This is a genomic window from Knoellia koreensis (assembly GCF_013041615.1).
GTDB classification, from domain to species: domain Bacteria; phylum Actinomycetota; class Actinomycetes; order Actinomycetales; family Dermatophilaceae; genus Pedococcus; species Pedococcus koreensis.
The window spans coordinates 31,911-58,505 of sequence record NZ_JABEPQ010000005.1 but is presented as its reverse complement, the minus strand read 5'-3'; the positions used below and the strand labels follow the sequence as shown (position 1 = coordinate 58,505).

At 70.7% G+C, this 26,595-nt stretch carries 24 protein-coding genes and 1 tRNA gene; 7 read left to right on the top strand and 18 right to left on the bottom strand.

Annotation, left to right across the window (positions count from 1 at the left end; genetic code table 11):
- Positions 1-89: 89 nt before the first annotated feature.
- Complete coding sequence (locus tag HJG52_RS17665) at positions 90-989, bottom strand: beta propeller repeat protein (protein ID WP_171244912.1); 900 nt, start codon at positions 987-989, stop codon at positions 90-92.
- Between the two features lie 224 nt (positions 990-1,213).
- Between HJG52_RS17665 and HJG52_RS17660 the strand changes: the two genes are divergently transcribed.
- On the top strand, positions 1,214-1,564 hold the full coding sequence (locus tag HJG52_RS17660) for a hypothetical protein (protein ID WP_171244957.1): 351 nt from the start codon (positions 1,214-1,216) through the stop codon (positions 1,562-1,564).
- The gene (locus HJG52_RS17655; RefSeq protein WP_171244956.1) at positions 1,561-3,057 is read left to right on the top strand and encodes a hypothetical protein; all 1,497 of its coding nucleotides are present in this window, start codon (positions 1,561-1,563) and stop codon (positions 3,055-3,057) included. Before HJG52_RS17660 ends, HJG52_RS17655 begins: the two co-directional genes overlap by 4 nt.
- Positions 3,058-3,389: 332 nt before the next feature.
- Here HJG52_RS17655 and HJG52_RS17650 read toward each other — a convergent pair whose 3' ends face one another.
- The 15 genes from HJG52_RS17650 to gabT form a co-directional block, all read right to left on the bottom strand.
- Complete coding sequence (locus HJG52_RS17650) at positions 3,390-4,808, bottom strand: NADH-quinone oxidoreductase subunit N (RefSeq protein WP_171244955.1); 1,419 nt, start codon at positions 4,806-4,808, stop codon at positions 3,390-3,392.
- A gap of 18 nt (positions 4,809-4,826) precedes the next feature.
- Positions 4,827-6,317, bottom strand: coding sequence for an NADH-quinone oxidoreductase subunit M (locus HJG52_RS17645; RefSeq protein WP_171244954.1), 1,491 nt, complete (start codon positions 6,315-6,317; stop codon positions 4,827-4,829).
- Between the two features lie 2 nt (positions 6,318-6,319).
- Positions 6,320-8,236 carry an NADH-quinone oxidoreductase subunit 5 family protein gene (locus HJG52_RS17640; RefSeq protein ID WP_171244953.1) on the bottom strand — a complete coding sequence of 639 codons (1,917 nt, stop codon included), beginning with the start codon at positions 8,234-8,236 and terminating at the stop codon, positions 6,320-6,322.
- Entirely contained in the window at positions 8,233-8,535 is a 303-nt protein-coding gene (locus HJG52_RS17635; protein WP_171244952.1) for an NADH-quinone oxidoreductase subunit NuoK, read from the bottom strand. Before HJG52_RS17635 ends, HJG52_RS17640 begins: the two co-directional genes overlap by 4 nt.
- Positions 8,532-9,095 carry an NADH-quinone oxidoreductase subunit J gene (locus HJG52_RS17630; protein WP_171244951.1) on the bottom strand — a complete coding sequence of 188 codons (564 nt, stop codon included), beginning with the start codon at positions 9,093-9,095 and terminating at the stop codon, positions 8,532-8,534. Before HJG52_RS17630 ends, HJG52_RS17635 begins: the two co-directional genes overlap by 4 nt.
- Complete coding sequence (locus tag HJG52_RS17625) at positions 9,095-10,075, bottom strand: NADH-quinone oxidoreductase subunit H (protein WP_171244950.1); 981 nt, start codon at positions 10,073-10,075, stop codon at positions 9,095-9,097. Before HJG52_RS17625 ends, HJG52_RS17630 begins: the two co-directional genes overlap by 1 nt.
- The gene (locus tag HJG52_RS20445; protein WP_206071076.1) at positions 10,068-11,471 is read right to left on the bottom strand and encodes a hypothetical protein; all 1,404 of its coding nucleotides are present in this window, start codon (positions 11,469-11,471) and stop codon (positions 10,068-10,070) included. Before HJG52_RS20445 ends, HJG52_RS17625 begins: the two co-directional genes overlap by 8 nt.
- Positions 11,462-11,779: an NADH-quinone oxidoreductase subunit A gene (locus HJG52_RS17615; protein WP_171244949.1), complete on the bottom strand. Its 318-nt coding sequence runs from the start codon at positions 11,777-11,779 to the stop codon at positions 11,462-11,464. Before HJG52_RS17615 ends, HJG52_RS20445 begins: the two co-directional genes overlap by 10 nt.
- 69 nt (positions 11,780-11,848) lie before the next feature.
- Positions 11,849-14,161: a heavy metal translocating P-type ATPase gene (locus HJG52_RS17610; protein WP_171244948.1), complete on the bottom strand. Its 2,313-nt coding sequence runs from the start codon at positions 14,159-14,161 to the stop codon at positions 11,849-11,851.
- 27 nt (positions 14,162-14,188) lie between these two features.
- Entirely contained in the window at positions 14,189-15,205 is a 1,017-nt protein-coding gene (locus HJG52_RS17605; protein ID WP_171244947.1) for a hypothetical protein, read from the bottom strand.
- Positions 15,206-15,279: 74 nt separating this feature from the next.
- Positions 15,280-15,486: a heavy-metal-associated domain-containing protein gene (locus HJG52_RS17600; RefSeq protein WP_171244946.1), complete on the bottom strand. Its 207-nt coding sequence runs from the start codon at positions 15,484-15,486 to the stop codon at positions 15,280-15,282.
- Positions 15,487-15,541: 55 nt separating this feature from the next.
- A complete protein-coding gene (locus tag HJG52_RS17595; RefSeq protein ID WP_171244945.1) occupies positions 15,542-15,859 on the bottom strand; it encodes a metal-sensitive transcriptional regulator in 318 nt (105 codons plus the stop codon).
- A gap of 488 nt (positions 15,860-16,347) precedes the next feature.
- Positions 16,348-16,424, bottom strand: a tRNA-Phe gene (locus HJG52_RS17590).
- Between the two features lie 68 nt (positions 16,425-16,492).
- On the bottom strand, positions 16,493-17,932 hold the full coding sequence (locus HJG52_RS17585) for an NAD-dependent succinate-semialdehyde dehydrogenase (RefSeq protein WP_171244944.1): 1,440 nt from the start codon (positions 17,930-17,932) through the stop codon (positions 16,493-16,495).
- Positions 17,929-19,263 (bottom strand): 4-aminobutyrate--2-oxoglutarate transaminase, encoded by a 1,335-nt coding sequence (gene gabT, locus HJG52_RS17580; RefSeq protein ID WP_171244943.1) that lies wholly within the window; start codon positions 19,261-19,263, stop codon positions 17,929-17,931. Before gabT ends, HJG52_RS17585 begins: the two co-directional genes overlap by 4 nt.
- A 94-nt stretch (positions 19,264-19,357) precedes the next feature.
- On the opposite strand from gabT, the gene HJG52_RS17575 reads away from it, so the two are divergent.
- Entirely contained in the window at positions 19,358-20,242 is an 885-nt protein-coding gene (locus tag HJG52_RS17575; protein WP_171244942.1) for a LysR family transcriptional regulator, read from the top strand.
- Positions 20,243-20,341: 99 nt separating this feature from the next.
- On the opposite strand, the gene HJG52_RS17570 is transcribed toward HJG52_RS17575, so the two are convergent.
- Positions 20,342-21,277 (bottom strand): AurF N-oxygenase family protein, encoded by a 936-nt coding sequence (locus HJG52_RS17570; protein ID WP_171244941.1) that lies wholly within the window; start codon positions 21,275-21,277, stop codon positions 20,342-20,344.
- Positions 21,278-21,328: 51 nt separating this feature from the next.
- On the opposite strand from HJG52_RS17570, the gene HJG52_RS17565 reads away from it, so the two are divergent.
- On the top strand, positions 21,329-22,003 hold the full coding sequence (locus tag HJG52_RS17565) for a TetR/AcrR family transcriptional regulator (protein WP_171244940.1): 675 nt from the start codon (positions 21,329-21,331) through the stop codon (positions 22,001-22,003).
- A gap of 69 nt (positions 22,004-22,072) precedes the next feature.
- Here HJG52_RS17565 and paaZ read toward each other — a convergent pair whose 3' ends face one another.
- Entirely contained in the window at positions 22,073-24,112 is a 2,040-nt protein-coding gene (gene paaZ, locus HJG52_RS17560) for a phenylacetic acid degradation bifunctional protein PaaZ (protein ID WP_171244939.1), read from the bottom strand.
- Between the two features lie 100 nt (positions 24,113-24,212).
- On the opposite strand from paaZ, the gene paaA reads away from it, so the two are divergent.
- From paaA to paaC, 3 genes are read left to right on the top strand one after another with little or no spacing between them, the layout of a single operon-like run.
- Positions 24,213-25,193 carry a 1,2-phenylacetyl-CoA epoxidase subunit PaaA gene (gene paaA, locus HJG52_RS17555; protein ID WP_171244938.1) on the top strand — a complete coding sequence of 327 codons (981 nt, stop codon included), beginning with the start codon at positions 24,213-24,215 and terminating at the stop codon, positions 25,191-25,193.
- Positions 25,190-25,504, top strand: coding sequence for a 1,2-phenylacetyl-CoA epoxidase subunit PaaB (gene paaB, locus HJG52_RS17550; protein WP_171244937.1), 315 nt, complete (start codon positions 25,190-25,192; stop codon positions 25,502-25,504). Before paaA ends, paaB begins: the two co-directional genes overlap by 4 nt.
- On the top strand, positions 25,504-26,541 hold the full coding sequence (paaC, locus tag HJG52_RS17545; RefSeq protein WP_171244936.1) for a 1,2-phenylacetyl-CoA epoxidase subunit PaaC: 1,038 nt from the start codon (positions 25,504-25,506) through the stop codon (positions 26,539-26,541). The genes paaB and paaC overlap by 1 nt, the downstream gene beginning before the upstream one ends.
- The last annotated feature ends 54 nt before the right edge of the window (positions 26,542-26,595 follow it).

Sequence of the window (26,595 nt, the reverse complement as noted above, 5' to 3'; positions counted from 1 at the left end):
AGGTCAACCCCGCACCTGACGCCTGCCAGAGGCCCCGCCCGCGGCACGGCCTCGGTCACCAAGAGCCCATGGACCGGTGGTGTTCGGCGTCAGGCGGGAGTTCCGAACCCCCCGCCGGTGGAAGCCAGGATCGCGCGGTCAGTGACCACAAGCACCTCGAGCTTCTTACCGGTCGCGGTCGCGCTCAGCGCCTGCGGTTGTCCGACCGCCTTGCCGACGTTGGTCCAGCTGCGGCCCCGGTCGCGGCTGAGCGTGACCTGCCCGGTGGGCGTGGCCCCGACCAGGGTGGTGGCGTCGGCCCAGGCGGCGAGCAGCAGCAGCGGCGCCCCGGCCATCGGCTGCCAGGAAAGGGCCAGGTCGGTGCTGACCAGCGGGCCCTTCTCGGTGGTGGCGACCAGAGTGGCGGCGTCGGGGGACAGCGCGAGGTCCCGCGGGGCGGGGTCGATGCTGGCGGTCCGCCAGGTGGTGCCGTCCTGGCTGATCCGCAGCGTGCCGTCATAGGCGGCAATCACACGGTTGCGGGCGGTCATCGTGTGGAAGTCGGACAGTCCGGCACGCGAGAGCGCACCGTGGCCGAGCACCGCAGCCGCCTGGTCGACGAGCAGCTGCCGGTCCCGGACCGCGGCCACCAAGCCGGCCGAGACCACGACGGTCCTGCGGCCCGCTCCGCCTGCCGCGATCGGCACCGCGCCGTCCTGCACTTGCAGTCGAAGCGCACCCATGGGGACTCCGTGCTGGCACAGCAACGCCACGGCGGGTGCCAGCACCGCAGCCTCGGCCGCGTTGAGCTCACGGGCACGGAACAGCAACCGGACCGCCAGCGCCTCGTCCGCCCCGAGCAGCAGCGCCACCAGGGTGGCCAGACCACCCACGAACATCGCCAGCCCCAACGTCGCGGGTAGCACCGCGCCCACAGTGAATGTCAGCACCGTGCTGACCACGACTGCCGGCCCGTACGCGAGCACCTTCCTCATCGTCGTCAGCACCACCGTTACCTCCTTCTCGAGTCGATGTGCACTAGTGCGAACATCTCGATTGCGGCCGGTGCTGACCTCCAGAGCGGCACCGGTGGCCATAAGGCCTACGAGAGCAGTGTCATCCCCACCTACGACACCCCGGCGACGTCATCCCCAGGCTCAGGAGCGGGCCTCACGCGCCGCACCGGGATCTGAGTGGATTGGGTTGCACACCTCTCACGAACAAGGAGACCGCCATGATGAGCACCGACCCCCGCCGGACCGACCTGGACGCCGCCGACAGCCTGACCACCGTCGCCCGATTGCTGGCGCGCGCCTTGGACATGGCCTGCGACCAGGCCGCGACCGACCCCAGCCCGGCCCTGCGCTTCCTGGGGCTCGGTCTGAACCTGGCCACCTCCCAGGCACTCGAGCTGCTGCCTGTGAGCCACGACGTCGATGAGCTCGCACCCGTTGAGACCGACCCGCTCAAGCTGCTGCGCGCCGCCGAGGAGCTCACCCGACTACACCCCATTGAGGACTTCCCGCCCGGAACCTCGCAGCTGATCGCCACGATCTGCGACCTGCTCAACGAGCACGCGCCGTGACCGGCAGGGACAAGCGCAGCGTCGGCGAACTCCTCCTCGAGTCCGACCACACCGCCAGAGCGATCCTGATGGACGTCGACGAGATGGACGCGGCTCCGATGCTGCGCACCTGGGGCGAGGTCGTCCAGGCCGCCAGCGAACTCTGGCAGGCCCTGCCGCCGGTGACCCCGATCCAGCCGGGCACCGGGGAGCATCTCCCCGACTCCGCAGACCTCGCGATCCAACAGCTTCAGGCGATGAGCGAAGCCATGCATCGCACCGGACGCGGCCGGGCCTGGCCAGGCGACGGGCCTCCAGACGAGCGCCTCCTGCGCATCGCCGAGAGCTTCACCCGCGCAGCCGACCTGATCAGCGGGCACGCCACCCCTCGGCCCCCGCTCAGCGACCCCGAACGGCGCGACCTGCAGGCAGCCAGGACCCGGATCATGCACACCCTCTACATCGGCTCCCACGGGGTTGCCGTCGCCGTCAGGCAGCGGGTGCGCGAGCTGGAGATGAAGATGGCCAGCCGACGCGGGCTGACCACCGGGGACTCACTTCGGCACGCCCGCGCTGCACACGCGCGGCTTACCGCGTTCGAGCAGCAGGCCGGCGCCGTCCTCGCATGCACCTACCCCCGCGCGCTGGCGGGGGAACACCGCGAGCCAGCCGCCACCGGACGGCTCGCACAGGCCCTGGCTACCTGGGACGTCCAGGCCCACCGGACCCTGGCCGTCAGGGTCGACACCGCCGATCTCATGCTCACCGCCCGGACCCAATCCTTGGTTCTCACCGCGGTCAACACCCTGACGCGCGTCGCCGCAGACTCCGGACAGCTCGACCGGCAGCAGTACACGACCCGTCTCTCCCCCGCTCTGGAAATGAGTCAGGAACGCTGGGAGACCATGGCCGGCCTCTGGAAGGACCTCACGCCGCCGACCTCACGCCGCGTCGACCCCGACCTCGCCAGCGCAGCCCTCGAGACCCGGGCCGCGCTGCACGAGCTTCTCCGGGACGGCACAACCATCGCCCACGCCTCAGTCATCGCCCAAAGGACCGACTTGAGTCGGATCGGCCGACTCTCTCAAAGGGTGCTGGCCACCAACCTCGACCTGGCCCACGCCACCCATGACGCCACCACCAACCCAGAACTGACCGGAGCCGCGCAAGCCGTCAACAGGCTGGCAATCGCCACGCGGTGGCACGACCCACGCGACCCCCAAACCATCGATGACAGCCCCCTCGCGGCCCGGGTCACGCCACGCGACCTCCTGACCAACAGAGCCGTCCCCCTGCCCGACCACGTCCGCTCCTGCCTCACGGTGGCCGCAGACAACCTCATCGACGCCAACAGGACAGCCATGAGCGCCGCAGCTTCCCTCGACCCTGTGCCCGCACAGGACAGGCGGACCAGTCAGGATGGTGAACCAAGCGCGCGTCGTGGTCGGGCTATACAAGACCGAACGCTCAACAGCATGTCCACGGGCCGTCCCACCTCGCGCTGCGAGAGATGACACCTCTGGGCGACCCGCATGGGCGGTTCAAGGGCTGCACCCCCGATGCGGGCTGTCGCCTAGCATGAGCATAGGACCGCGGTGAGCGGTTATCTGCCAGCTTCATGGGACCACCTGGGTTGCCAGTCATGGGACCACCCGGCGCCCCTTGCCGGTTGGCCCGCGGTCGCCGGGCCTGCGTCATGTCGTTGGACCCGGAGGTTGTCGAGCGTGGGATGGTCACCGTGTGGGTGCCGCCAAGGGCCAATTGTCGCTGGAGGGGCCTGGCGGAAGGGATTGGGTGCACCGAACTGGACGCAACGTCCACGTTCGCCGAAAGTGCACCTGTCTTGTCAGGGTGCCACGCCCAGGGCTCCGTCAATGACGTGCCACAGCAGGCCGCCCGCGATGCCGACGGCGAGGCTCAAGGCGGCGGCGCTCACTGCAGTCCAGGTCGACCATGGCAGTGCCAAGGACGACGACCGTCCGCCGACGTCGTGTCGGTTGGCGACCCGGAAGGCTGGCGCGATCCAGGATAGGTAGTAGAAGAGGCTGGCCACGCTGTTGAGCAGAACGACGACCGCGAGCCAGGCCATGCCGCCGTCCCAGGCGGCGGTGGCGGTGGTGAGCTTGCCGACGAACACGCCGGTGGGCGGCGTGCCTGTCAGTCCGAGCAGGGACACGACGAGGGCCGCGGTGAGCCATGGGGCGTGGCGGGACAGGCCGGCGTATGCCGCGAGGTCGCGTCGGTCGGGCAGCGCACCGGCGACGGCGAAGGCCGCGATGTTGGTGACCGTGTAGGCCGCGAGGTAGAAGAACAGGGACGGCAGGGCCAGCTCGGAGCGACCCGCGACCGCAACCGGGACGAGCAGGTACCCGACCTGGCTGACCGTGGACCAGCCGAGCAGCCGCCTCGGGTCGCGCTGGCCGTAGGCGGCGAGGTTGCCCAGCGTCATGCTGGCCGTCGCGAGGACCGCGACGAGCAGCGGCCATGCGAGCGTGTCGGGCATGACCGTTACTAGCCGGTAGGCGGCGATGAGCGCCCCGATCTTGGGGATCGTGGTCAGGAACGTCGCGACGGTCGAGCTGGCGCCCTCGGTGGCGTCGGGCACCCAGAAGTGTGCCGGCACACCGCCGGCCTCGAACAGCAGCCCGGCCAGCACCGCGAGCAGCCCGGCCGCGACCGCGGCCGGCGCCACCGCACCCAGCCCAGCGGGGAGGTCGGCGTAACGCGAGCTGGCGGCCACGGCGTACAGGATCGTCACGCCGAGCAGCAGGACGATCCCGAACAGGGCGCCCATGAGGTAGGTCTTCATGGCCGCCTCGGCAGCGCGTGGCCCGCGGGCCATCCCGACCAGCCCGTAGAGCGGGATGCTGGCCAGCAGGAACGCGGCGGCCAGGACGATGAGGTCCTGGGCGCCGGCCAGGATGATGGTGCCGGTCGTGGAGAACAGCAGCAGCGCGTAGGTGTCGCTCTCGCGCGGCGACCCGGTCAGCTCGTCGCCGGCGAGCAGCAGGATGAGCAGGGTGCCGAATGCGGCGACGATGCGGGCGACGCCGGTGCCGGTGTCGACGGCGTAGGCGCCCTCGAACGCGGCCGAGGCGGGACCGGCCAGCGCGACGGCGGAGATCGCGATGCTGACCACCAGGGCCGCCCCGGCGACCACCCGGCTGACCCATTGGCGTTGTCGGGGCAGGAACGAGCCGCCGAGCAGGACCGCGAGCCCGGCTGCGAACAGCAGCATCTCGGGCAGCAGGAGCAGTGGGCGCATCGCCATCGAGCCCACCGGTCACCTCCCGACCAGGGTGATGGCGGCGCGGCCGGCGGGTTCGATCAGGTAGAGCAGGGTGCGCGGCAGCAGCCCGATCACCAGCGACAGCACCAGCAGTAGGCCGACCGACCAGGTTTCGGACGGGTGCAGGTCGGTGAACCCGCGTGACGCACCGATGGTGTCCCCGGTGAAGATCCGCTGCAGCGCGCGGAGGAACAGTGCTGCGGTGATGAGGATCCCGAGCAGCGCGACGGCGGTGACGGGGGCGGCGGCGATGCTGCCGGTGAAGACCTGGAACTCGGCGATGAACCCGGACAGGGCGGGCAGGCCGAGCGAGGCGAACGCGCCGACCGCGAACAGCCAGGCCATCCGTGGCGCGGGGGCGGCGAGCCCGCCGTAGTTGCGCATGTCGTAGGTGCCGGCGCGGTCCTGCATCACCCCGGCGAGCAGGAACAGGGCGCCGGTGACCAGGCCGTGGCTGACCATCTGGGTGACCGCGCCGGTGACTGCGACCGAGCGGGCTTGGGCGGTGTCGGGGGCAATCACGCCCGCGACGCCGACGGCCAGGACGATGTAGCCCATGTGGTTGACGGAGGTGTAGGCGATCATCCGCTTGAGGTTGTCCTGGGCGAGCGCCACCAGCGCGCCGTAGAGAACGGACACGACGCCGACGGCCACGATCACCCAGGCCCAGGCGCGCCAGGCGTCGGGCAGCAGTGGCATCCCGATCCGGACGAACCCGTAGGTGCCCATCTTCAGCAGCACCCCGGCCAGGATGGCCGATCCGATCGCGGGGGCGTCGGTGTGCGCCGGTGGCAGCCAGGTGTGGAACGGCACCGTGGGGGTCTTGACCGCGAGTCCGAGCAGGATGGCGCCCAGCACGAGGGCGCCGGTGACGGGGTGGTCGGCCAAGGGCGGGTGGGCGGTGAGCTGGAGTATGTCGAAGGTGTGCGGGTCGGCGCCGACGTACAGGCCGATGAACCCGGCGAGCAGGGCGAGGGAGCCGAGGAAGGTGTAGAGGAAGAACTTCAGCGCCGAGCGGGCCGCGTCGCCGTGGCCCCAGCCGGCGATGACGAAGTACATGCCGACGATGGACAGGTCGAAGAAGACGAAGAACAGGATGAGGTCGGCCGAGGTGAACAGGCCCAGGCTGACCGACTGCAGGAACAGGAACAGCACCGCCTGCAGCCGCGGCCGGTTCCGCTCGCGTAGCGCGTAGACGGCGCAGGCGAGGAACAGCACGGCGGTCATCACGACCAGCGGCAGTGACAGCCCGTCGACGCCGAGGTGGTAGCGGCTGTCCACCCCGGGGATCCAGCGGGTCTGCTCCTCCAGCGCGAGCTGACCGGGCGCGGGCGCGTTGTAGCGGGCCCACGCGACCAGCACCAGCGCCAGGTCGACGCTGGCGGCGACCACCCAGGCCCACCGCGCGGCGGCGTCGCTCAGGCGTGGCAGCGTGAGCAGGACCACGGCTGCGGCCAGAGGCAGGAACACGATCAGGGAGAGCACGGTCACCTCACCGTCAGCAGGAGGACGAGACCGACGGCCAGGACGGCGACGGACTGCAGGTAGTACTGGTGCAGCTGCCCGGTCTGGGGGCGTCGCGCGACCCGTCCGAGCGCTCGGGTGCGCGCCGCGACCGCCTCGACCGCGGCGTCCACCCGTCGCAGGTCGAACCGCGCGGACCACGCGCCAGCGGCCATGGTGGCGTGGGCGATTCGCTCGACGGCCCGGTCGAACACCGCGTCGTCGAACCGCGCGAGCACGGCGGCGAGTCGCATCGTCGGTTGTACGAGAGTGGCGTGCGCGGCCCGCTCGAGGCCCAGCCAGTCCAGCGCCCAGCCGGGTCGTGGCACCGGCCAGCGCATCACGGCCAGCAATGCGGCCAGGGAGAGGGCGCCGCCGACGACCAGGCCTGCCGCGGACACCTGCTCGTCGGGCTGACCGAGGTCACTGGCTAGGCGCGCGGCGAGCGGGGGCAGGGCGAGGACGCCGAGGCCAACCGCTCCGACGGCAAGGACGAGCGTGGGTGCCTGCTGCCACCAGCCGACCACCCGCGTGCCGGGCTCCTCCTCGTCAAGATGCGCGGCCGAGCCGGCGGGGTCCGCGCCGCGCTCACCCCGCCAGATCACCACGACGATGCGGCCGGCGTAGCCGCCGGAGATCACTGACGCAGCGAGCCCCGCGGCATACAGCCACACCGAGTGCTCGGCAGCCGCGGCGAGGACCGCGTCCTTGGTGGCCCACAAAGACAGTGGGGGTATGCCGGCCAGGGCCACCGCGCCGAGCGTCGCCGACCAGCCGACCACCGGCCACCGGCCGGCGACACCCGCCAACGCCTCGAGCCGCTTGGTGCCCAGCGCGGTCAGCCACGCCCCGGCGGCGAGGAACAGCAACGCCTTGGTGGCCGCGTGCGCGACGAGGTGCGCGGCGCCGCCCGCGACCGCACCGACCCCCGCGGCGAGGACCACGAACCCGAGCTGGGCGGCGGTGGACGCGGCAAGCAGTTGCTTGAGGTCGGTCTGGGCGAGCGCGACGACGCCGAGGACCACCGCACTGGCGACACCCAGCCACGCGGTGGCGGTGGCGACGCCCGGGGTGGTGGCCAGTAGCGGCTGCACCCGCAGCAGGAGGTATCCGCCCATCGCGACCATCGCCGCGGAGTGCAGCAGCGCGCTCACCGCGCTCGGTCCCGCCATCGCCCGCGACAGCCAGAATGAGAACGGCAGCTGCGCGGCCTTGCCGAGCGCGGCCACGACGATGCCGGCGGCGGCGACCTGACGCCACGGGTCGTCGGCTGCGGAGAGGTCGGAAAGCGCCAGGCCTGAGCCACCGGCGAGGGCGGCGCCCGCGGCCAGGTACAGGCCCAGGTCACCGGCCCGGGTGGTGAGGAACGCGGTTAGGCCGGCCGACATCCGGTGCTGCTCTTGCCATCGGAACCCGATGAGGGCGTAGGAGGTTGCGCCCATCACCTCCCACGCCATGAGCAGAATGGGCAGCGTCGTGGCGGTCACGGTCAGCGACACCGAAGAGGCGAACAGCAGCATCAGCCCGTGGAAGCGGCCCTGTGACTCCTTGATGTCACCGACCGCGAAGATGAGCACCAGCAGGGTCACCGCGCTGACCACCGGCGCCACGAGGGCGGCCAGGCCGTCGACCCGCATCCCGAAGTCGGCGTCGGCCATGAACGGCACGGACACGGCCGGCCGGGCAACGGCGGCCCACACCGACAGCCCGAGTGCAATGGCGGCGGTGGCCAAGGATGCGGTGTTGGCCGACCGGCGGCCTGGACGGGTCCAGGCCAGGGTGGCACCGACGACGGCGGGCAGCAGCACGAGCACCAACAAAGCGGCGGCGGCCGGCGCTCCCGCGGTCGATGCGGGGGTCGACAAGGCGGTCGAGAAGGCAGTTGTGGCAAGGGTGTTCATTGCGACAGGTCACCCGCCATGTCGGTCATGTCGGTGCCGTGCTCACGGTGCAGCAGTGTGGCCACGGCGAACCCCATGGCCATCTCGACCGTCATCGCCGCGATGATCACCATGAGCAGCACCTGCCCGTCTGGGTTGGGGGCCAGGAACCACCAGAAGCCTGCGGCGGCGAGGATGACGCCGTTGACCATGAGCTCGAGGCCCATCATCACCATGACGACGACCTGCTGGGAGATCGCGCCGTAGAGCCCGACGCTGAAGAGCGCCGCGGCCATCAGGAGGACGGTCTGCAGGGTCATCGGCCCACCCCTCCGCGTCGCGGGTCGCGGGCCGGGCGCCGGCGCAGGTCGTCACCGAACCGGTCGTAGCGGGTGCGGTGCGCTGCGAGTACCACCCCGGCCACGATGGTGGCGACCATGACCGGGCTGATGACGACCATGGCCAGCATGTGCGGTCCCATCAGTGCCTCACCTAGTGCCCGGGTCGGGTCGGCCGGTGGCGCGCCACGCCGGGTCGGCCACGGGATCAGCAGGGCGCCGGCGCCGAGCACCACGAACGTCGCGACGGCGGCGCCCACTGCGCGGCGGTTGTCGTGGACCATGCTCATCGGCATCAGCGCCGGGTTCATCCCCATGAACATGACCATGTAGACCGCCATCACGGCCATCTCCATGACCATCATCAGGATGGTGATGACGCCGACGTAGTCCTGGCGCAGCATCAGCACCGCCACCCCGACGGCGATGAACGACAGGGCCAACGCGTAGGTGGCGCGGGCCATCGAGTCGACGATGAACACCGCCGCACCCGAGGCGACCGCGACGACGGCGACCACCCAGAACCCCACGTCGAGGACCATCACTGCCTCCCAATTGCGACAAGGGCGATAACGAGGTCCTGCAGCAGCGCCGCCGGCAGGAGGATCAGCCACCCGACCTCCATGAACCGGTCCGGCCGAACCGCCGGCAACCGGCGGCGCAGCAGCACCAGCACCGCCAGCAGCACCACCGTCTTGAGCAGGCTCCACGCCCATGCCGGCAGCAGCGGCCCGGCGCCGCCGCCGAGGAACAGCGGCACCGCGAACGCCGCCCCGGCCGCGAGCAGCGCATACCGTCCAGCCAGGAGCAGCAGCCGGTCGGCGCCGGACAGCTCCGCGCTCACCCCGCCGGCGACGTCGGCGCCCAGGGCCGGCGAGAAGGGCCCCCACACCGAGAACGCCAGCGCCCCCATGCAGTAGATGAGGAACGCCACCGGCATCCAGACCGCGAACCACAGCCCGTCCTGCGCCGCGGCGATGTCACCCACCCGCAGGCTCTTCGCCGCCACCGCAGGAGCGACGAGCGCGAACATCAGCGGCAGCTCGTACGCCAACCCGTAGGCGAGGAACCGGTACCCGCCGACCAGCGAATGCGCCGAGTTCGGGCCCCACCCGGCCAGCCAGACCGCAGCCCAGACGGCGACGTCCATGGCGTTGAACCACACCACTCCGACCGGCAGGTCGAACAGGGTCCACCGACCCAGCGGCACCACCGCCACCATCAGCAGCGCCAGCACCGGCAGGCCAGCGACACCGACCCGCCACAGCAGGACGTCGCTGGCCACCGGCACCCGACGGCACTGCCGCAGCAGCCGCGCCGCCTCCAGCAGCGGCACCGCGAGACCGCGCCTCCCGCCCCCGGGCCGGCCCCCGCCCCCGGCGGCAACGCTCCGCTCGGCGCGAGCCGTGGCCACGCCGTCGAGGGCCGCCGCGAACAACGCAAGCAGACCCAACAGCACTGCCGCGAAGACGGCCCACCCGGCGGCCACCGTTGTCACGCCGCTCACCATCGGCTCACCCATGCCGAGCCTCCGCCGGGACGGCAGCGGTGTCGAGGGCCAGGCTGGCCACCAGCAGCCGTACCTCCGCAAGGTCCAGACCGGAAACCAGGCGCGGAAGCGCCCGGACCATGGCCGTTGCCGCACCTGCTGGCTGCGCGGCACCGTGCCCGTCGCGGTCCTGCAATGACTCCAGCAGGGTGCCATCGAGAATTGCCAGCAACCGGTCGTACGCGTCGCCTTCCAGCCACGCGGGCAGGTCGTGGCGGTCGAGCACCTGGCGGTCCAGGCGTCCGGCGCCGCGCAGCGACCAGCGCAGCAGCCAGGACCGCGCCACCCGACGATGCAGCCGCCGGAGCGCCAGTTCGGCCTCCTCCGATCGCCCGTCGAGCAGCAGGTCACGCACCCGGGCCGCCCGCGACGCCCCGTCCGCCCAACCCGAGAGCGCCAACACGTCTGCGGCGTGGTCGACCAGCCGCGCCGCCGTCGCCGCCGACAGGTCGTCGTCCCCGTCATCGCAGCCGCGGGTCTGTTCCAGCAGCTCGACCGTGGCGTCGACGACCAGGTCACCCTGCAAGGCGACCGTGAGCACCAGCCCCGCCGGCCAGTACCGAAGCACCGGCCCCAGCGCCAGGTGCAGCACGTCCATCTCCAGACCGTCGCGGTCCTCGCCGCGCCCAGCCAGCGGTATGCCGTGTGGTGCCATCTCCATGCCACCGTGCCCGGAGTGGTCCATGCCTTCGTGACTGGTGTGATCCATCCCCTCGTCGGAGCCGTGGCTCATGGCCTGGTGACCCGAGCGGTCCATGACCTCGTGACCGGACCGGTCCATGGCTTGGGGAGCCGAGTGGTCCGGGGACGAGTGCTCGCCGCGGTCCATGATCTCTTGCCCGGAGTGGTCCATCCCCGCGTGGTGCATACCGGCGTGACCGGCGTGACCGGCGTGACTTGTGTCCGCGTGGTCCATGCCTTCATGACGGGCGTGGTGGTCCATGCCTTCATGACGGGCGTGGTGGTCCATGCCTTCATCAGCTCGGTGCTCGTCCGTCTCGTGGCCACCTGTGGGATCGGGCGATGTCTGGCGGGTGAGTGCGTCGTTCCGGTGCCGGTCGATGTCGGCCAACTGTGCGGCCGCCGACTCGAGCGCCTCGTCCAGGTTTGCGATGTCCTCGAGTTCGATGCGGACGCGCGGCCCGGGCAGCTGGTCCCACACCCGGTCCACCAACTCGATCAGGTCCGCCCCCGGTGACCCGCACACCAACAGTGCGTCCGCATCAGCGGGCGTGCCCGTCACCTGCCATCCGCGGTCGGTGACACCACGCTCCGCGGCGACCCGCAGGGTCCAGCAGCCCGGCACCTCGACGACGAGCACGTGAGCCCGCCGCGCGGCATACCGGGCCAGGAGTTGGTTCACACCCACCGCAGCGCACCTTCGCGCCACGCCCAGACGACGGCCACGAGCAGTGCACCGAGGAACAGGAACATCTCGAGCACCGCGGACGCGCCGAGGTCGGCGACGACGACGGCCCACGGGTACATGAAAAGCATCTCCACGTCGAAGGCGAGGAACAGCAGCGTGGCGAGGTACCAGCGCACGTGGTAGCGCGACAGTGCGTGCTCCTGCGGCAGCAAGCCGGATTGGAAGGGCAGCACCTGCAGCGCCGGTCCCGCGACCCACCGGTGCACGAGCCACACCACGGCGACCGCGCTCACCGCGGTGGCCAGCATGACCAGGACGCCTTGGTACATCACACCTCCCGTGAGGGTTGCCTACCCAGTGGACCCGATGTCACTCTGTCAGTCGTTCAAGGTCCGGAACCGCTTGAGCCGCAGGCTATTGGAGACCACGAACACCGAACTGAACGCCATCGCCGCGCCGGCGAGCATGGGGTTGAGCAGCCCCGCCGCAGCCAACGGCAGCGCGGCGACGTTGTAGGCGAACGCCCAAAACAGGTTGCCCTTGATGGTGCCGAGGGTGCGCCGGGACAGCCGGATCGCGTCGGCCGCGGCCCGCAGCTCGCCCCGGACCAGGGTGAGGTCGGAGGCTTCGATGGCGACGTCGGTGCCGGTGCCCATGGCCAGGCCGAGGTCGGACTGCGCGAGGGCGGCGGCGTCGTTGACGCCGTCGCCGACCATGGCCACGGACCGGCCGGCCTCCTGTAGCCGCTTGATCACGTCGACCTTGTCGGCCGGAAGGACCTCGGCGATCACGGTCTCGGGGCCGGGGTCGATGCCAACCTGGGTGGCGACAGCGTTGGCGACGGTGGCGTTGTCGCCTGTGAGCAGCACCGGGGTCAGGCCGAGGGCGCGGAGCTGCTTGATCGCCTGGGCCGAGGTGGGCTTGACAGCGTCGGCGACTACGAGCACGCCGCGGGCGCGGCCGTCCCAGCCGACGGCCACGGCGGTCTGCCCCTGGTCGGCAGCAGCCGTCATGGCCGATTCGAGCTCGGGAGGCAGCGCCTGCGACCAGTCGGCCAGCAGGCGGGGGCGGCCGACGAGGACGGCGTGGCTGTCGGTGCCGTCGAGCACCACGCCTTGGACGCCGACGCCCTCGAGGTTCTGGAAGTCCTCGACCGGGGGCAACGCGCCGTCGATCCGGGCCGTGGCGCCCTTGGCGATGGCCTGGGCGATCGGGTGCTCGGAGGCGTCCTCGACGGCCCCGGCCAGGCGCAGCAGCTCCTCGGTGTCGACTCCCTCGGCGGGGATAACGTCGAGCAGGGTCATCTGACCGGTGGTGACGGTGCCGGTCTTGTCCAGGACGATGGTGTCGACGCGTCGGGTGGTCTCCAGGACCTCTGGGCCCTTGATGAGGATGCCGAGCTGGGCGCCGCGGCCGGTGCCGACCATGAGCGCGGTCGGTGTGGCCAGGCCCAGGGCGCAGGGGCAGGCGATGATCAGGACGGCGACGGCGGCGGTGAACGCGGCCCCGGCCCCCGCGCCGGCGCCGAGCCAGAACCCAAGGGTGGCGAGTGAGAGCGCGATGACGATCGGCACGAAGATGCCGGAGATCCGGTCGGCCAGGCGCTGGGCCTGCGCCTTACCGTTCTGGGCGTCCTCGACCAGGCGCGCCATCTGCGCGAGCTGGGTGTCGGAGCCGACACGGGTGGCCTCGACCACGATCCGCCCGCCGGCGTTGACGGTGGCGCCGACCACGGTGTCCCCGGGTCCGACCTCGACCGGGACGGACTCGCCGGTCAGCATCGAGTTGTCCACGGCGGACGAGCCGTCGACGACGACCCCGTCGGTGGCGATCTTCTCGCCGGGACGCACCACGAACCGCGTCCCGACCGTGAGCTGGTCGACGGGGGTGCGTGCCTCTTGCCCGTCGCGCAGGACCGAGACCTCCTTGGCGCCGAGCTCGAGCAGGGCGCGCAGGGCGGCGCCGGCACGCCGCTTGGAGCGGGCCTCGAAGTAGCGGCCGGCGAGGATGAACGTCGTCACCCCTGCCGCGGCCTCGAGATAGATGTTGCCCGAGCCGTCGGAGCGGGCGATCGTCAGCTCGAACGGGTGCCGCATGCCGGGCATGCCGGCGGTCCCCCAGAACAGGGCGTACAACGACCACCCGAGGGCGGCCAGGGTGCCCACGGAAATCAGGGTGTCCATGGTGGAGGTCGCGTGGCGCAGGTTCGTCCAGGCCGCCTTGTGGAACGGCCACGCCCCCCACGCCACGACCGGGGCGGCGAGGGTCAGGGAGAGCCACTGCCAGTAGGTGAACTGCAGCGCCGGCACCATCGCCATCGCGATCACCGGCACGCTGAGCACCGCTGAGACGATGAGTCGCTGGCGCAACGAGCTGGTCGGGTCGGCCTCGTTCGTGCTGTTTTGCCCGTCGCCGGTCTCGGCGGCGTCCGCCTGTTTGGGTTGGGGCAGTGTGGCGGTGTAGCCGGCCTGGGCCACGGTGGTGACGAGGGCATCGGGGTCCACGCCGTCCGCGTAGGTCACGCGGGCCTTCTCGGTGGCGTAGTTGACGGTGGCCGTGACGCCGTCGAGCTTGTTGAGCTTGCGCTCGATCCGGTTGGCACAGGAGGCGCAGGTCATTCCGCCGATCACCAGCTCGACCTGGTTGCCTGCCGGCCCGGCCGTGGTCTGTGGGTGGTGCACGGACGTCATGGTCATCTCCTGCTGCTGGGGTGTCGGTCAGTGGCTGTGGTCGGCGTGCCCCGACGAGCTCGGTGACGGGCTCGTCGAGTCGACGGAGGGGGCGGGCGTCGTGGCGTCGCCTGCGCTCGGGGTGCCGGTGGCGCTCTGGGTGAACTCCGCGGTGTGGACCATCCCGTCGTGCTTGAAGTCCAGGAACAGCCGGTAGTCGCCGGTGGAGGGCACCTCGGCGTGGAACGTGATCTGTGGCCCCGCCTTGGTGCGCCCATCACCGGGCTCGCCGTCGGGGTGCACGTGCAGGTAGGCCAGGTCCCCGGCGCGCAGGGCGACCAGGTGGCCGTATGCCGCGAGGTAGGGCTGCAGGTCCGTCACCGGATTGCCGCCCTTGGCCACCGTCAGGGTGAGCTTCGAGGACTGGCCCGGGACCAGCGCGCCGTCGAGGGTGACCGCGTAGTCACCCACGGTGCTGGCACGCGAGGGGTGCGGCAGGGGGCTGGGGGTGAAGGTGCCGGGGACCGCAGCGTCGACGCCGAGCGTGATCGGCCGGCCGACCTTGGCCGGGGCGAAGTCGGCGAAGAACCGCCAGGTGCCGGGGCTGAGGTCCACGGTCGTGCTCCACTGGCCGTTGGCTCCCTTGGTGGGGTGGAGGTGCTGGAACCCGCTGAGGTCGCGTCGGACGGCGATGAAGTGCAGCTCCTTGTCGTGGGTCTGCGTGTAGTCGGTGACCGGCTCGCCGTCAGGGCCCAGGACGCGGAAGCTCACCGGGGTGCTCCTACCCGCGGACAGGGCGGGCTCGGCAAGGTCGAAGGTGTACCCGGAGTCGGAGACCATCAGCCCGCCGGGGAGCGAGGCAATCGTGGGCGCGGCGCCACCGCCGTCGCGCGACATGCCGTCGGCGCCGTGGTTCATGCCGGCCGTCTTGCCGCTGCTCCTCTCCGCGTGCGCGGGTTGGGCAGCGGCATCGGTCGGGCCAGCCACGCGCCCGATACCGATGGCGAGGGCGAAGACGGCCGCCAGGGTGGCGACGAAACCGCCGACCTTGAGCGGGGTCGTCATGGTTCTGGACTCCTTCGGCTAGGTGGCAGGGCGACTACTGGGATCTGCCTCTGGTGTCGTGCGTTCGTTGGCGGTCAGGTGGCGACCTGGTAGCCGGCCTCCTGGACGGCGGCGACGACGGCGGTCTCGTCGATGTCGATGTCGCTGGTGACGGTGAGTCGACCGCTGGCGAGGTCGACATCGACATCGGTGACGCCGGCGACCTCGGTCACTTCCTCGGTCACGGAGCTGACGCAGTGGCCGCAGGTCATGCCGACGACGGTGAAGGTGGCGGTGCTCATGATGTGCTCTCTTTCCTTTGATGGGTCTGGTCGTACGGGATGTCCAGCTGATCTGTCACGATCGGACGAGGCGGGCGATGGCCTCGGAGGCTTCCTTGATCTTCTCGTCGGCCTCCGTGCCACCCGCTGCCGCTGCGCGGACCACGCAGTGGCTCATGTGCTCATCGAGCAGCCCGAGTGCGACCGACTGCAGGGCCTTGGTCATCGCCGACACCTGCGTGAGGATGTCGATGCAGTACTGCTCGTCCTCGACCATCCGCTGCAGCCCCCGCGCCTGCCCCTCGATGCGGCGCAGCCGGCGCAGGTAGTCGTCCTTGCGGTGGATGTATCCGTGGTGCGGGGTCTCGTTCAGTGCCTCGATCTGACTCGCCATCGGGCTGCTCCTGTCGTTCTCGCTCGGCTGGATGCCGTTGTCGTTAACACCATACCCCGGAGCGGTATTCCCTCCAGCCTTCCCCCCAGGGAACTTGGCGACACCGTCACCATCATCTGAGGGCCGCTGCGCTCTCAAGACGCGAGGGCGGACGCCACCTGGTTTGACCAGGGCACAGCACATGATCAGTACTGATCCATGCCCGTCTTGTTTGCCGCGATGTCAACGGCCTACGGTCTTTTCGGCATGGAGTCCGGCGAACCAGGTCGAGGGTCGCCGGTGAGCACGTTCAAGGCGACGATGCCGACGACGTCGGCGATCTCCCTGTCGGTGTAATGGCCAATTGCCCGCAGGCAACCGAATGGACCGGTGGCTGCCCAACCTGACCTTGCTACCCTGCGATGGGAGAGAGTTAGCAATTCGTTAGCAGCCGCATCGAGTGCAAGGAGGTGCTGGCGGTGCCGAAGCGTCGTGACCTGCGGGTTTACTGGTGGCCAGGGGCGGGGTCGAACCGCCGACCTTCCGATTTTCAGTCGGACGCTCGTACCAACTGAGCTACCTGGCCGGGTGCGGGTCTCCCCGCACGCAACCGCGACGGGGAGCCCGTCGCGACCGGATGATCATAGCCCATGGTCAGGGGTGCCCCGGACGCCTCCCGGCAACTGAGCCGGGCCAGTCGACGCTGAGGTAGCGCGGTTCGAGGTAGGCCTCGAGCCCGGCCCGCGCGCCCTCACGCCCCAGCCCGCTGTGCTTGACCCCGCCGAACGGGGCGGACGGGTCGGAGACGATGCCGCGGTTGATGCCGACCATGCCCGCCTCCAACGACTCCCCGAGCCGGATCGCCCGGGCGAGGTCGCGTGAGTAGACGTAGCCGGCGAGCCCCATCGGCGTGCCGTTGGCCCGGGCGAGCAGGTCGTCCTCGTCGCGCCACGTCGTGATCGGGGCGATCGGGCCGAAGACCTCCTCTTGCATCACCGACGCGTGCTCCGGCACGTCACGCAGCACCGTCGGCGCCACCCAGTAACCACCACTCCCGGCAGTCACGTCCGCCCTCGCCGCGACCGTCGCTCCCTGTCGCAGCGCATCATCGACGAGGCCAGCCAGGGTCTGGACCGCGCCCGCGCTGATCACCGGCCCGATCTCGTTGCCCTCGTTGGCCGGCCCGACGCGCAGCCGCGCGACCTGAGCGCCGAGTGCCGCTGTGAACTCGTCCGTCACCTGCTCGTGCACGTAGAACCGGTTCGCCGCCGTGCACGCCTGGCCGCCGCCGCGGAACTTCGCCACCATCGCCCCGGCCACCGCCGCCTCGACATCCGCGTCGTCCGCGACGACGAACGCCGCGTTGCCGCCGAGCTCCATCGAGCAGTTCACGACGCCGGCGGCAGCCTGCTCGAGCAGCAGCTGCCCCACCCGCGTCGACCCGGTGAACGACAGCTTGCGCACGCGCGGGTCGCGCAGCCACGTCGACACGACTGACGCCGGATCCGTTGTCGTGACAAGGGAAAGCACGCCGTCGGGCAGTCCCGCCTCGGCGAGCAGACGGGCGATCGCGTATGCCGTGAGCGGAGTCTCGACGGCGGGCTTCAGCACCGCGGTGCACCCTGCCGCCAGGGCTGGGGCGACCTTGCGCGTCGCCATCGCGGCGGGGAAGTTCCATGGCGTCACGAGCGCGCTGATCCCGACCGGTCGGTGGGTCACGAGGGTGCGGACACCGCCCGCCGGGGCCTCCCCGTAGGACCCACCCGGCCGCACAGCCTCCTCGGCGTACCACCGGAAGAACTCCGCGGCATACGCCACCTCGGCTCGTGCGTCGGCGAGCGACTTGCCGTTCTCCGCGCTGATGAGCCGCGCCAGCTCGTCGGCGTCGCGACGCATCAGCTCGAAGGTGCGGTGCAGCACCTCCGAGCGCTGGCGTGGTGCGGTCGCCGCCCAGGCGCTCGCGGTCGCAGCCGCCGCGTCCACGGCGGCGCGGGCCTCGGCGGCACCCTCATCGGCGATCGTCGCGAGCACCTCCCCGGTCGCGGGGTCGAGCACGTCGACGGTGGCCGTCGCGGCGACGGTCGCGACGCTCATCGGGCCGCCGCCAGCGCGTCGGCGAGCACGTCGAGGCCGCGGTGCAGCTGTTCATCGGTGATCGTGAGCGGCGGCAGGAGGCGCAGGACGTTGCCGTGGGTGCCACAGGTGAGCGCCACCACGCCACGAGAGTGGGCGTATGCCGCGACGGCCTTCGTGAGCGCCGGGTCGGGATCGGTCGTGCCGGGCTGCACCAGCTCAATGGCCAGCATCGCCCCACGACCACGGACGTCGCCGATGCGCGGATCGGCGGCCTGCAGCTCCCCGAGCCGGCCGCGCACGAGCTGCTCGATGTCGAGCGCGCGCTGGAGCAGGCCGTCCTGCTCGATCACGTCGAACACGGCCAAGGCCGCGGCGCAGGCGATCGGGTTGCCGCCGTAGGTGCCACCGAGGCCGCCGACGTGCACGGAGTTCATCAGCTCGGCCCGACCCGTCACCGCCGACAGGGGCAGGCCGCCGGCGATGCCCTTCGCGCTCACGACCAGGTCGGGCACGACGCCCTCATGGTCGACGGCGAACATGCGGCCGGTGCGCGCGATCCCGCTCTGCACCTCGTCCGCGATGAACACGACTCCGTTCGCGGCGCACCAATCGGCAAGCGCCGCAAGGAATCCCGGCGCCGGCACGATGAAGCCACCCTCGCCCTGGATCGGCTCGATCACCACGGCGGCAAGGTCACCCGCTCCCACCTGCTTCTCGATGACGTCGATCGCCCGCCGGGCCGCGGCGGGTCCGTCGACTCCCGCCCCGTCGCGGAAGGGGTAGGACATCGGCGCGCGGAAGACGTCCGGCGCGAACGGCCCGAAGCCCGCCTTGTAGGGCATCGCCTTGGCGGTCAACGCCATCGTGAGGTTGGTGCGCCCGTGGTAGGCGTGGTCGAAGGCCACCACGGCCGACCGCTTCGTCGCGTGCCGGGCGATCTTGATGGCGTTCTCGACCGCCTCGGCGCCGGAGTTGAACAGCACGGTCCGCTTGTCGTGGTCACCGGGGGTGAGCGCGTTGAGCCGCTCGGCCACTCGCACGTACGGCTCGTACGGCGTGACCATGAAGCAGGTGTGCGTGAACTCGGCGACCTGCCGCTGCACCGCCTCGACGACGGCGGGGTGGCTCGCGCCCACCGTCGTCACCGCGATGCCCGAGCCGAGGTCGATCAGCTCGTTGCCGTCGACGTCCTCGACCAGTCCACCGTGTGCCCGGGCGGCGAACACCGGCATCGTCGTGCCCACGCCGTCGGCCACGGCTGCCTGCTTGCGCGCCATGAGGTCGCGCGAGAGCGGCCCGGGCAGCTCGGCAGTGGTCAGCGGGGCAGGGGTGGTCGTCGAAAGGCTCATGGCTCGATGGTGCGGACGAGAAAGCATGAGGTCCAGTGCCGGTTGATTCACAAAACCTTGCCTTCAAGGCAAGAAATGAGGCGACAATGGCGGCATGGACCTGCGCCACCTGCGCTACTTCGTCGCCGTTGCCGACCACGGCTCACTCGCCGCAGCGGCCGACGTCGTCGCCGTGACCCAGCCGGCCCTCTCCCGGCAGATCCACCTGCTCGAGCGCCGCCTCGGGGTCGTCCTGTTCACCAAGCCCAGCCGCCGGCTCGAGCTCACCCCCGCCGGTCGCGAGTTCCTCCCCGTCGCCCGGGACGTCCTCGCCCGCGCCGACGCCGCAGAAGCGGTCGGGCGCAGCCTCGCCCAGGGCCACCTCGCCAGCGTCACCATCGCCGCGCCGAGCACGACCCTCACCGACGTCATCGCCCCGTTCGTCGCCACCTTCGGCCCGGACGACCCGGAGCCGACCGTCGTCGAGGCCGACTCGACCGAGGCCCTCGACCTGCTCGCGCGCACGGTCGACCTCGCGATCGTCACCCGCACCCCGCCGCGCCACTTGGGCTCGCACCCGATCGCCCGCCTGCCCCTGTGGGCCTATGTCCGTCCCGACGACGAGTGGGGCGCGCGCTCCGACGTGCGGTTGGCCGAGCTGGCCGACCGGCCACTCGTGCTGCTCGACACCGGTTTCCGGGCGCGACAGCTGCTCGACGAGGCATTGGAGGCGGCCGGCCTGGCAGCCGGTGAGCACATCGAGTGCGGGAATCCCCAAGTGGCGCAAGCCCTTTCAGCGGCGGGTCGTGGCGTCTCAGTCGTCTCCGACGACCCACGATTCGACCTGCACGGGTTGCGCATCCTCGCCGCAGGCAAGCCGCTGACGCTCAGCCTTGTCGCCGCGTGGCGCCCCGATCACCACGCCAGCGCGACCCTCGCCGACCTTGCTGTGCGGCTCGCCGACTTCACCACCGCGAGGTATGCCGCCGTGCCCCACTGAGCGTGGCGCCGTCACCGCCGCGCTCCTCACCAGCCGTGCCCCCTGACCGCCGAGCTCCCCCGTCGAGAGCTCGGCGGTCCCTGCCTCCGGTCCTGGGGGTCAGATCAGACGAGCACGGGTCCACAGCCGTCGTGACGGGCCGCCGATGAGGCGCACGTCCTCGAGGAACGACGTGAGGCCCTTGGCAGCGTGCGTGAGCTTGGCCGTGTAGTGCTCGTTGGCGCGCGCAGCGCGCGTGGCCTCCTTCACGTCGAGGCCGCACGCGGCATACACCTCGGGCTGGACGAGGTTGTGGATGATCACGTTGGCCACGATCGAGAGCACCCCGCGCTGCAGGAGGCGCTCGCGGGTCGACATCGTCGCGGCGCGGCGGGCGATCTCGTCGCGCGCGAACCGCATGTGGCGTGCCTCCTCGACGACGTGGATGCGGCTGACCGCGCGGGTGAGCGGTTGGACGCGCTCGTCCTCGATCACCTCGCGCTGGAAGATGTCGAGGACCTCTTCGGCGACGAGGATCGAGGCGTAGAGGTCGGGTCCCTTGGCGAGTGTCTTGAACAGGCGGCCGAGCTCCTGGCTGGCGCCGGTGGGCTGGTAGGACGGTGCGCCGAACTTCTCGGCGGTCATCGCGAACATCACCGAGTGGCGGCACTCGTCGGCGATTTCGGTGAGCGCGAACTGGACGTGCTTGGTCGCCGGGTCCTGGTCGTAGATGTCGCGGATGACCATCTGCATGAGGATCATCTCGAACCAGATGCCGACGCCCGAGATCGAGCAGAACTCCAGCTCTGTCAGGCGAATTCGCTGCTCCTCGCTCATCTGGTCCCACAGGTGGGTGCCGTAGAGCGAGGACCACTCGGGGGTCAGGCCGAACAGGCCCTCCTCGAGCGGCTCGGTCCAGTCGATGTCCTTCTGCGGGTCGTACGAAGTCTTGGCGGCCGAGGCGAGGAGCCGGCGGGCGGTGGTCTCGCGGTCGTGCCGTGGCATGCGGGCGGCGGCTGCGGGGCTGAGTCCCGGGTGCGTCGCGGTGGCGGTCATGAGAACTCCCTCGGTTATCTGTAAACCGCAGTAACGCCTACCATGGTTCACATGAAGGACGGCTCAGTCAAGGGGGACGGAAAAAAAGACGGACGCACCGAGCGGTGGCGGGCGCATCGCGCCGAGCGGCGCCGCGAGTTCGTCGACGCGGCGATCGAGGCGATCCGCCGCGACGGTCCCCGGCTGGGTCTCGACGACGTATGCCGCGTCGCCGGCGTGAGCAAGCCCGTGGTCTACCGGCACTTCAAGGACAAGGACGACCTGTTTGCGGCCGTGGTGCAGCAGATCGCGACCGACGTGTTCCTGCCCCGGATGGCTGCCGAGCTCATGGCCGCGTCGGCGGCCGACGACCGTGGGGTGCTCGGATCGATCATTCGCGGCTACATCGCGACGGTCCGTGAGGAGCGAGACCTCTATCGGTTCGTGTTCTCGCACAACGAGATCGGTGGCGACGGTGACGTCGTGAGCAGCGTCGAGAGCACGATCGCCGAGGGGGTGACCGAGCTGTTGCGCGTCCGGGCGGCCGAGCCGTCGGACGACCTGGAGTATGCCGCGTTCGCGCTCGTCGGCATGGTGCAGCTGGCCACACACCGCTGGCTCGAACGGCCGACCATCTCCGAGGAGCGGCTCGTGGAGATGCTCACCGGCCTGGCGTGGGACGGCCTCGCGCCACGGGCCGCAGCCACCCCGGAACCTCAGCTTTCCTGCGTCAAGCGCAAAACCTGACCTTCGCTCGCTCTAGTAACCCGAGCGAACCTGAACTTCCCGCATGACGCGGAAAAGCTGTGACCGGCCTCAGGGGGTGGGCTGCTCCTTGGCCACCAGGGTCAGCACGTCGTAGGTCGCGACGGGCTCGCCGTCCTGGTTGCTCACCACGGCGTCCCAGCGCACCTCGCCGTAGTCGGCACTGCGCCGCGGCGTGACCTGCTTGACCGTGAGGACCACCGAGATCTCGTCGTCGACCTTGACCGGCGTGAGGAAGCGCAAGTTGTCGACGCCGAAGTTGGCCAGCACCGGACCAGGGTTGGGCTCGACGAACAGGCCGGCGGCGAGGGACACGACGAGGTAGCCGTGGGCGACGATGCCGCCGAAGAGCTCGTTCTTCTCGGCAGCCGCCTCGTCGGTGTGGGCGTAGAAGGTGTCGCCGGTGAACTCGGCGAAGTGGTCGATGTCGTCGCGCGTCACGCGGCGTGCCGGCGTCTCGATGGTGTCGCCGATCTTCAGCTCTGCCAACGACTTCCGGAACGGATGAACGTCGTCGACGGTGCGCTTCGACCCGCGCGTCCAGCGGCCGGTGATCGCCGTCAGCATGTCGGGAGAGGCCTGCAGCGCGGTGCGCTGCATGTGGTGGAGTATGCCGCGGACGCCGCCGAGCTCCTCGCCGCCACCGGCGCGGCCGGGCCCGCCGTGGACGAGCATCGGCAGCGGCGAGCCGTGGCCGGTCGACTCCGGAGCGTCGTCGCGGTCGAGGACGAGGATGCGGCCGTGCCACGGAGCCAAGCCGAGCACCAGGTCGCGGGCGACGGCCGGGTCGTGCGTGACGACCGAGGCGACGAGGGAACCCTTGCCCCGACCGGTGAGTGCGACCGCCTCGTCGACCGAGTCGTAGCCGATGACGGTCGAGACCGGGCCGAACGGTTCGACGTCGTGCGGCTCGACTGCACCCTTGCGGGCCTTGAGCAGCACGGGGGAGAGGAAGGCGCCGACGGTGTAGTCCGCGTCGACCAGGTCGGCCGAGTCGGGGTCGCCGTAGACGATGTCGCTGCTGGCCTGGAGCGACGCGATGGCCTTGCGCACCTCGTCGCGCTGCTCGATCGACGCCAGGGCGCCCATCCGCACGTCGGGGTTGGCGGGGTTGCCCACGGAGGTCTTGGCGAGCCGGTCGCTGACCGCCTCGATCACGGTGTCCACCATGGCGTTCGGCACGATCGCACGGCGGATCGCGGTGCACTTCTGGCCGGCCTTCACCGTCATCTCCGTGACGACGCCCTTGACGAAGAGGTCGAACTCGGGATCGTCGACCGTGACGTCGGCGCCCAGCACCGACGCGTTGAGCGAGTCGGCCTCGACGCCGAGCTGCACGCCACCGTGCATGACGTTCGGGTGGCTGCGCAGGATGCCCGCAGTGTGCGCCGAACCGGTGAACGCCACCGAGTCCTGCACGGTCAGCGCGTCGAGCACTCCGGACGCGCTGCCCGACAGCAGCTGGAGGGTTCCCTCGGGCAGGATGCCGGACTCGATGATGCGCCGCACGACGAGCTCGGTGAGGTATGCCGTCTGGCTGGCCGGCTTGACGATGCTCGGCACCCCGGCGATGAACGCCGGTGCGAGCTTCTCGAGCATGCCCCACACCGGGAAGTTGAAGGCGTTGATCTGGACCGCGACGCCGGGGCGCGTGGTGTAGATGTGCTCGCCGAGGAACTGGCCGCTCTTGCCGAGCTGCTCCAGGCCACCGTCGACGTAGACGGTCGAGGCCGGCATCTCGCGAGTTCCCTTGCTGGCAACGGAGAAGAGCGTGCCGAATCCGCCGTCGATGTCGACCATCGAGTCGCGCCTCGTCGCGCCGGTGCGGGTCGACAGCTCGTAGAACTCGTCCTTGTCGGAGGACAGGTGCGCGGCGAGCGCCTTGATCATGGCCGCCCGCTCGTGGAAGGTCAGGTCGCGCAGCGCGGGACCGCCGACGGTCTTGGCGTATTCCACCATCGCGGCGACGTCGAGCCCAGCCGAGGAGATGCGGGCGACCTCCTCGCCCGTGGTGGCGTCACGCAGGGGCGCGCCCTCGTCGTCGGCCCGGAACCAGCGCCCGGCGGCATAGCTCTCCAGCATCGAACTCATGGCGTGTCCTCTTTCAGGGGTTGTCCGCACGCGTCGCTCCGTGCCACACTATTACAGACCGAGCGGTCAGTAAATCCCCGGATGACGATCGGGAGTGACGATGACGACCACGCAGCCGGCCCCGACGGGCGACGACGCGGCATACCTCGAGGGCTTTGACGCCACGATCGAGCGCGGCGACCGGATCGAGCCGCGCGACTGGATGCCGGAGGGCTATCGCAAGACCCTCGTGCGGCAGGTCGCGCAGCACGCCCACTCCGAGATCATCGGCATGCAGCCCGAGGGCAACTGGCTGACGCGCGCTCCGTCGTTGCGGCGCAAGGCGATCCTGCTCGCCAAGGTGCAGGACGAGGCGGGCCACGGGCTCTACCTCTACTCCGCCTGCGAGACCCTCGGCGTCTCCCGCGACGAGCTCACCGAGATGCTCATCGACGGCCGGCAGAAGTACTCCTCGATCTTCAACTACCCGACCCTGTCGTACGCCGACGTCGGCACCATCGGGTGGCTCGTCGACGGCGCCGCGATCTGCAACCAGGTGCCGCTGTGCCGCACCTCCTTCGGCCCCTACGGCCGCGCGATGATCCGCATCTGCAAGGAGGAGTCGTTCCACCAGCGGCAGGGCTACGAGCTGCTGATGACGATGATGCGCGGCACCGACGAGCAGCGCGCGATGGTGCAGGAGTCGGTCAACCGGTTCTGGTGGCCGGCGCTGATGATGTTCGGCCCGCCCGACGCCGACTCGCCCAACACCGCCCAGTCCATGGCGTGGGGCATCAAGCGCAACACCAACGACGACCTGCGCCAGCGGTTCGTCGACATGACCGTGCCGCAGGCCAAGGCGCTCGGCGTCACGCTGCCCGACCCGGACCTGCGCTGGAACGAGGAGCGCGGCGCGCACGACTTCACCCAGCCCGACTGGGACGAGTTCATGCAGGTCGTCAAGGGCAACGGGCCGTGCAACACCCAGCGCATCGCCCACCGCCGCAAGGCGTGGGAGGACGGCGCGTGGGTGCGTGAGGCGGCGATGGCGTATGCCGCGAAGTCCAGTGCGGTGGCCGAGGGCCAGGAGGGTGCGGCATGACGTCGAATGCCAATGGTGCCAAGGGAGTTCAGGCCGAGTGGCCGCTCTACGAGGTGTTCGTGCGCGGCAAGCGCGGGCTCAACCACGTGCACGTCGGGTCGCTGCACGCGGCCGACGACCAGATGGCGCTGCTGCATGCCCGCGACGTCTACACGCGGCGCAACGAGGGCGTGAGCATCTGGGTCGTGAAGTCGACCGACATCGCGGCGTCGAGCCCCGACGAGAAGGACCCGCTGTTCACGCCCAGCAACGACAAGGTCTACCGGCACCCGACTTTCTACACGATCCCCGACGACGTCCCCCACATGTGATGACTGACCTCCACCGTGACCCCGAGTCTTCGGAAGAATCTGCACGTTCCAGCGTCGGTAATCTTCCGAAGACTGCCAGCACCGACGTCGCCCACCAGCCGACGCACCCCGCGCCCAACCCGGCAGAGGCCCACGGGTCCGTCTATGACGGCCTCCTGGAGGGCGACGCTGCGCACTGGGCGTTCGGCACCGACTTCGAGGACCCGCTCGCCGGTGTCGACACGACGATCCCTGAGGGGGTCGACGCACGCGCGCTCGCGGCATACTCCCTCGCGCTCGCCGACGACGCGCTCATCGCCTCGCACCGGCTCGCGCAGTGGACGAGCAACGCGCCGGACCTCGAGGATGACATCGCGCTGGCCAACATCGCGCTCGACCTGCTCGGCCAGGCGCGGCTGCTGCTGGCGCGGGCAGCCGCCGCCGACCCGTCGCTGGTGCCCGCCCTCCCCGAGGGCTCACCGGTGCCGCCGGAGGACGCGCTGGCGTTCTTCCGTGGGGACCAGGAGTTCCGCAACGTGCGGCTCGTCGAGACCGGCAACGGCGACTTCGCGGTGACGATCGTCAAGGCGCTGCTGTTTGCGTGCGCGCGGATGGCGGTGCTCGAGCGGCTGGTCGACAGTCGCGACACGGTGCTGGCCGCCGTGGCCGCCAAGGGGGTCAAGGAGCTGACCTACCACCGCGACTACGCCGGTCGGTGGTTCCTGACCCTGGCCCAGGGCACGGAGGAGTCGAGGCGCCGGCTCGAGGCGGCGCTGCGCCAGGTGTGGCCGCTCTACCCGGAGCTGTTCGACACACACGAGGCCGAGCGGGTGGCCGCGGAGCAGGGGGTCGGGGTCGACCCGGCGACCACGCGCGACGAGGTCGACGCGGTGCTCGACCAGGTATTCGCGGTGAGCGGCGTCGAGCGGCCGGAGGTCGGTCGGATGGCTGCGGTTGCCGGACGGACCGGCCGCGACGGCATGCACACCGAGGCCCTCAGCCACCTGCTCGCCGAGATGCAGTCGGTGGCCCGAGCCCACCCGGCCGGCCAGTGGTGACCGCCATGACGACCCCCAGGCTTACCGCGGTCGAGGTAGTCGGCCACCGTGGTG

What these genes read in the sequence shown, in the direction of transcription:
- HJG52_RS17565 (WP_171244940.1), top strand. Translation starts at nt 21,329, where the DNA reads ATGAAGGACGGCTCAGTCAAGGGGGACGGAAAAAAAGACGGACGCACC.
- HJG52_RS17615 (WP_171244949.1), bottom strand. Translation starts at nt 11,779, where the DNA reads ATGCTGGCCACCGCGGTGAGCGCGGTCGCCGTGGTGTGGCTCGTGCAC.
- gabT (WP_171244943.1), bottom strand. Translation starts at nt 19,263, where the DNA reads ATGAGCCTTTCGACGACCACCCCTGCCCCGCTGACCACTGCCGAGCTG.
- HJG52_RS17570 (WP_171244941.1), bottom strand. Translation starts at nt 21,277, where the DNA reads ATGACCGCCACCGCGACGCACCCGGGACTCAGCCCCGCAGCCGCCGCC.
- HJG52_RS17635 (WP_171244952.1), bottom strand. Translation starts at nt 8,535, where the DNA reads ATGACCCTGCAGACCGTCCTCCTGATGGCCGCGGCGCTCTTCAGCGTC.
- HJG52_RS17600 (WP_171244946.1), bottom strand. Translation starts at nt 15,486, where the DNA reads ATGAGCACCGCCACCTTCACCGTCGTCGGCATGACCTGCGGCCACTGC.
- HJG52_RS17630 (WP_171244951.1), bottom strand. Translation starts at nt 9,095, where the DNA reads ATGGTCCTCGACGTGGGGTTCTGGGTGGTCGCCGTCGTCGCGGTCGCC.
- paaZ (WP_171244939.1), bottom strand. Translation starts at nt 24,112, where the DNA reads ATGAGTTCGATGCTGGAGAGCTATGCCGCCGGGCGCTGGTTCCGGGCC.
- HJG52_RS17625 (WP_171244950.1), bottom strand. Translation starts at nt 10,075, where the DNA reads ATGGGTGAGCCGATGGTGAGCGGCGTGACAACGGTGGCCGCCGGGTGG.
- HJG52_RS17640 (WP_171244953.1), bottom strand. Translation starts at nt 8,236, where the DNA reads ATGAACACCCTTGCCACAACTGCCTTCTCGACCGCCTTGTCGACCCCC.
- HJG52_RS17575 (WP_171244942.1), top strand. Translation starts at nt 19,358, where the DNA reads ATGGACCTGCGCCACCTGCGCTACTTCGTCGCCGTTGCCGACCACGGC.
- HJG52_RS17595 (WP_171244945.1), bottom strand. Translation starts at nt 15,859, where the DNA reads ATGGCGAGTCAGATCGAGGCACTGAACGAGACCCCGCACCACGGATAC.
- HJG52_RS17585 (WP_171244944.1), bottom strand. Translation starts at nt 17,932, where the DNA reads ATGAGCGTCGCGACCGTCGCCGCGACGGCCACCGTCGACGTGCTCGAC.
- paaC (WP_171244936.1), top strand. Translation starts at nt 25,504, where the DNA reads ATGACTGACCTCCACCGTGACCCCGAGTCTTCGGAAGAATCTGCACGT.
- HJG52_RS17610 (WP_171244948.1), bottom strand. Translation starts at nt 14,161, where the DNA reads ATGACGTCCGTGCACCACCCACAGACCACGGCCGGGCCGGCAGGCAAC.
- HJG52_RS17605 (WP_171244947.1), bottom strand. Translation starts at nt 15,205, where the DNA reads ATGACGACCCCGCTCAAGGTCGGCGGTTTCGTCGCCACCCTGGCGGCC.
- paaA (WP_171244938.1), top strand. Translation starts at nt 24,213, where the DNA reads ATGACGACCACGCAGCCGGCCCCGACGGGCGACGACGCGGCATACCTC.
- paaB (WP_171244937.1), top strand. Translation starts at nt 25,190, where the DNA reads ATGACGTCGAATGCCAATGGTGCCAAGGGAGTTCAGGCCGAGTGGCCG.
- HJG52_RS17650 (WP_171244955.1), bottom strand. Translation starts at nt 4,808, where the DNA reads ATGCGCCCACTGCTCCTGCTGCCCGAGATGCTGCTGTTCGCAGCCGGG.
- HJG52_RS17660 (WP_171244957.1), top strand. Translation starts at nt 1,214, where the DNA reads ATGATGAGCACCGACCCCCGCCGGACCGACCTGGACGCCGCCGACAGC.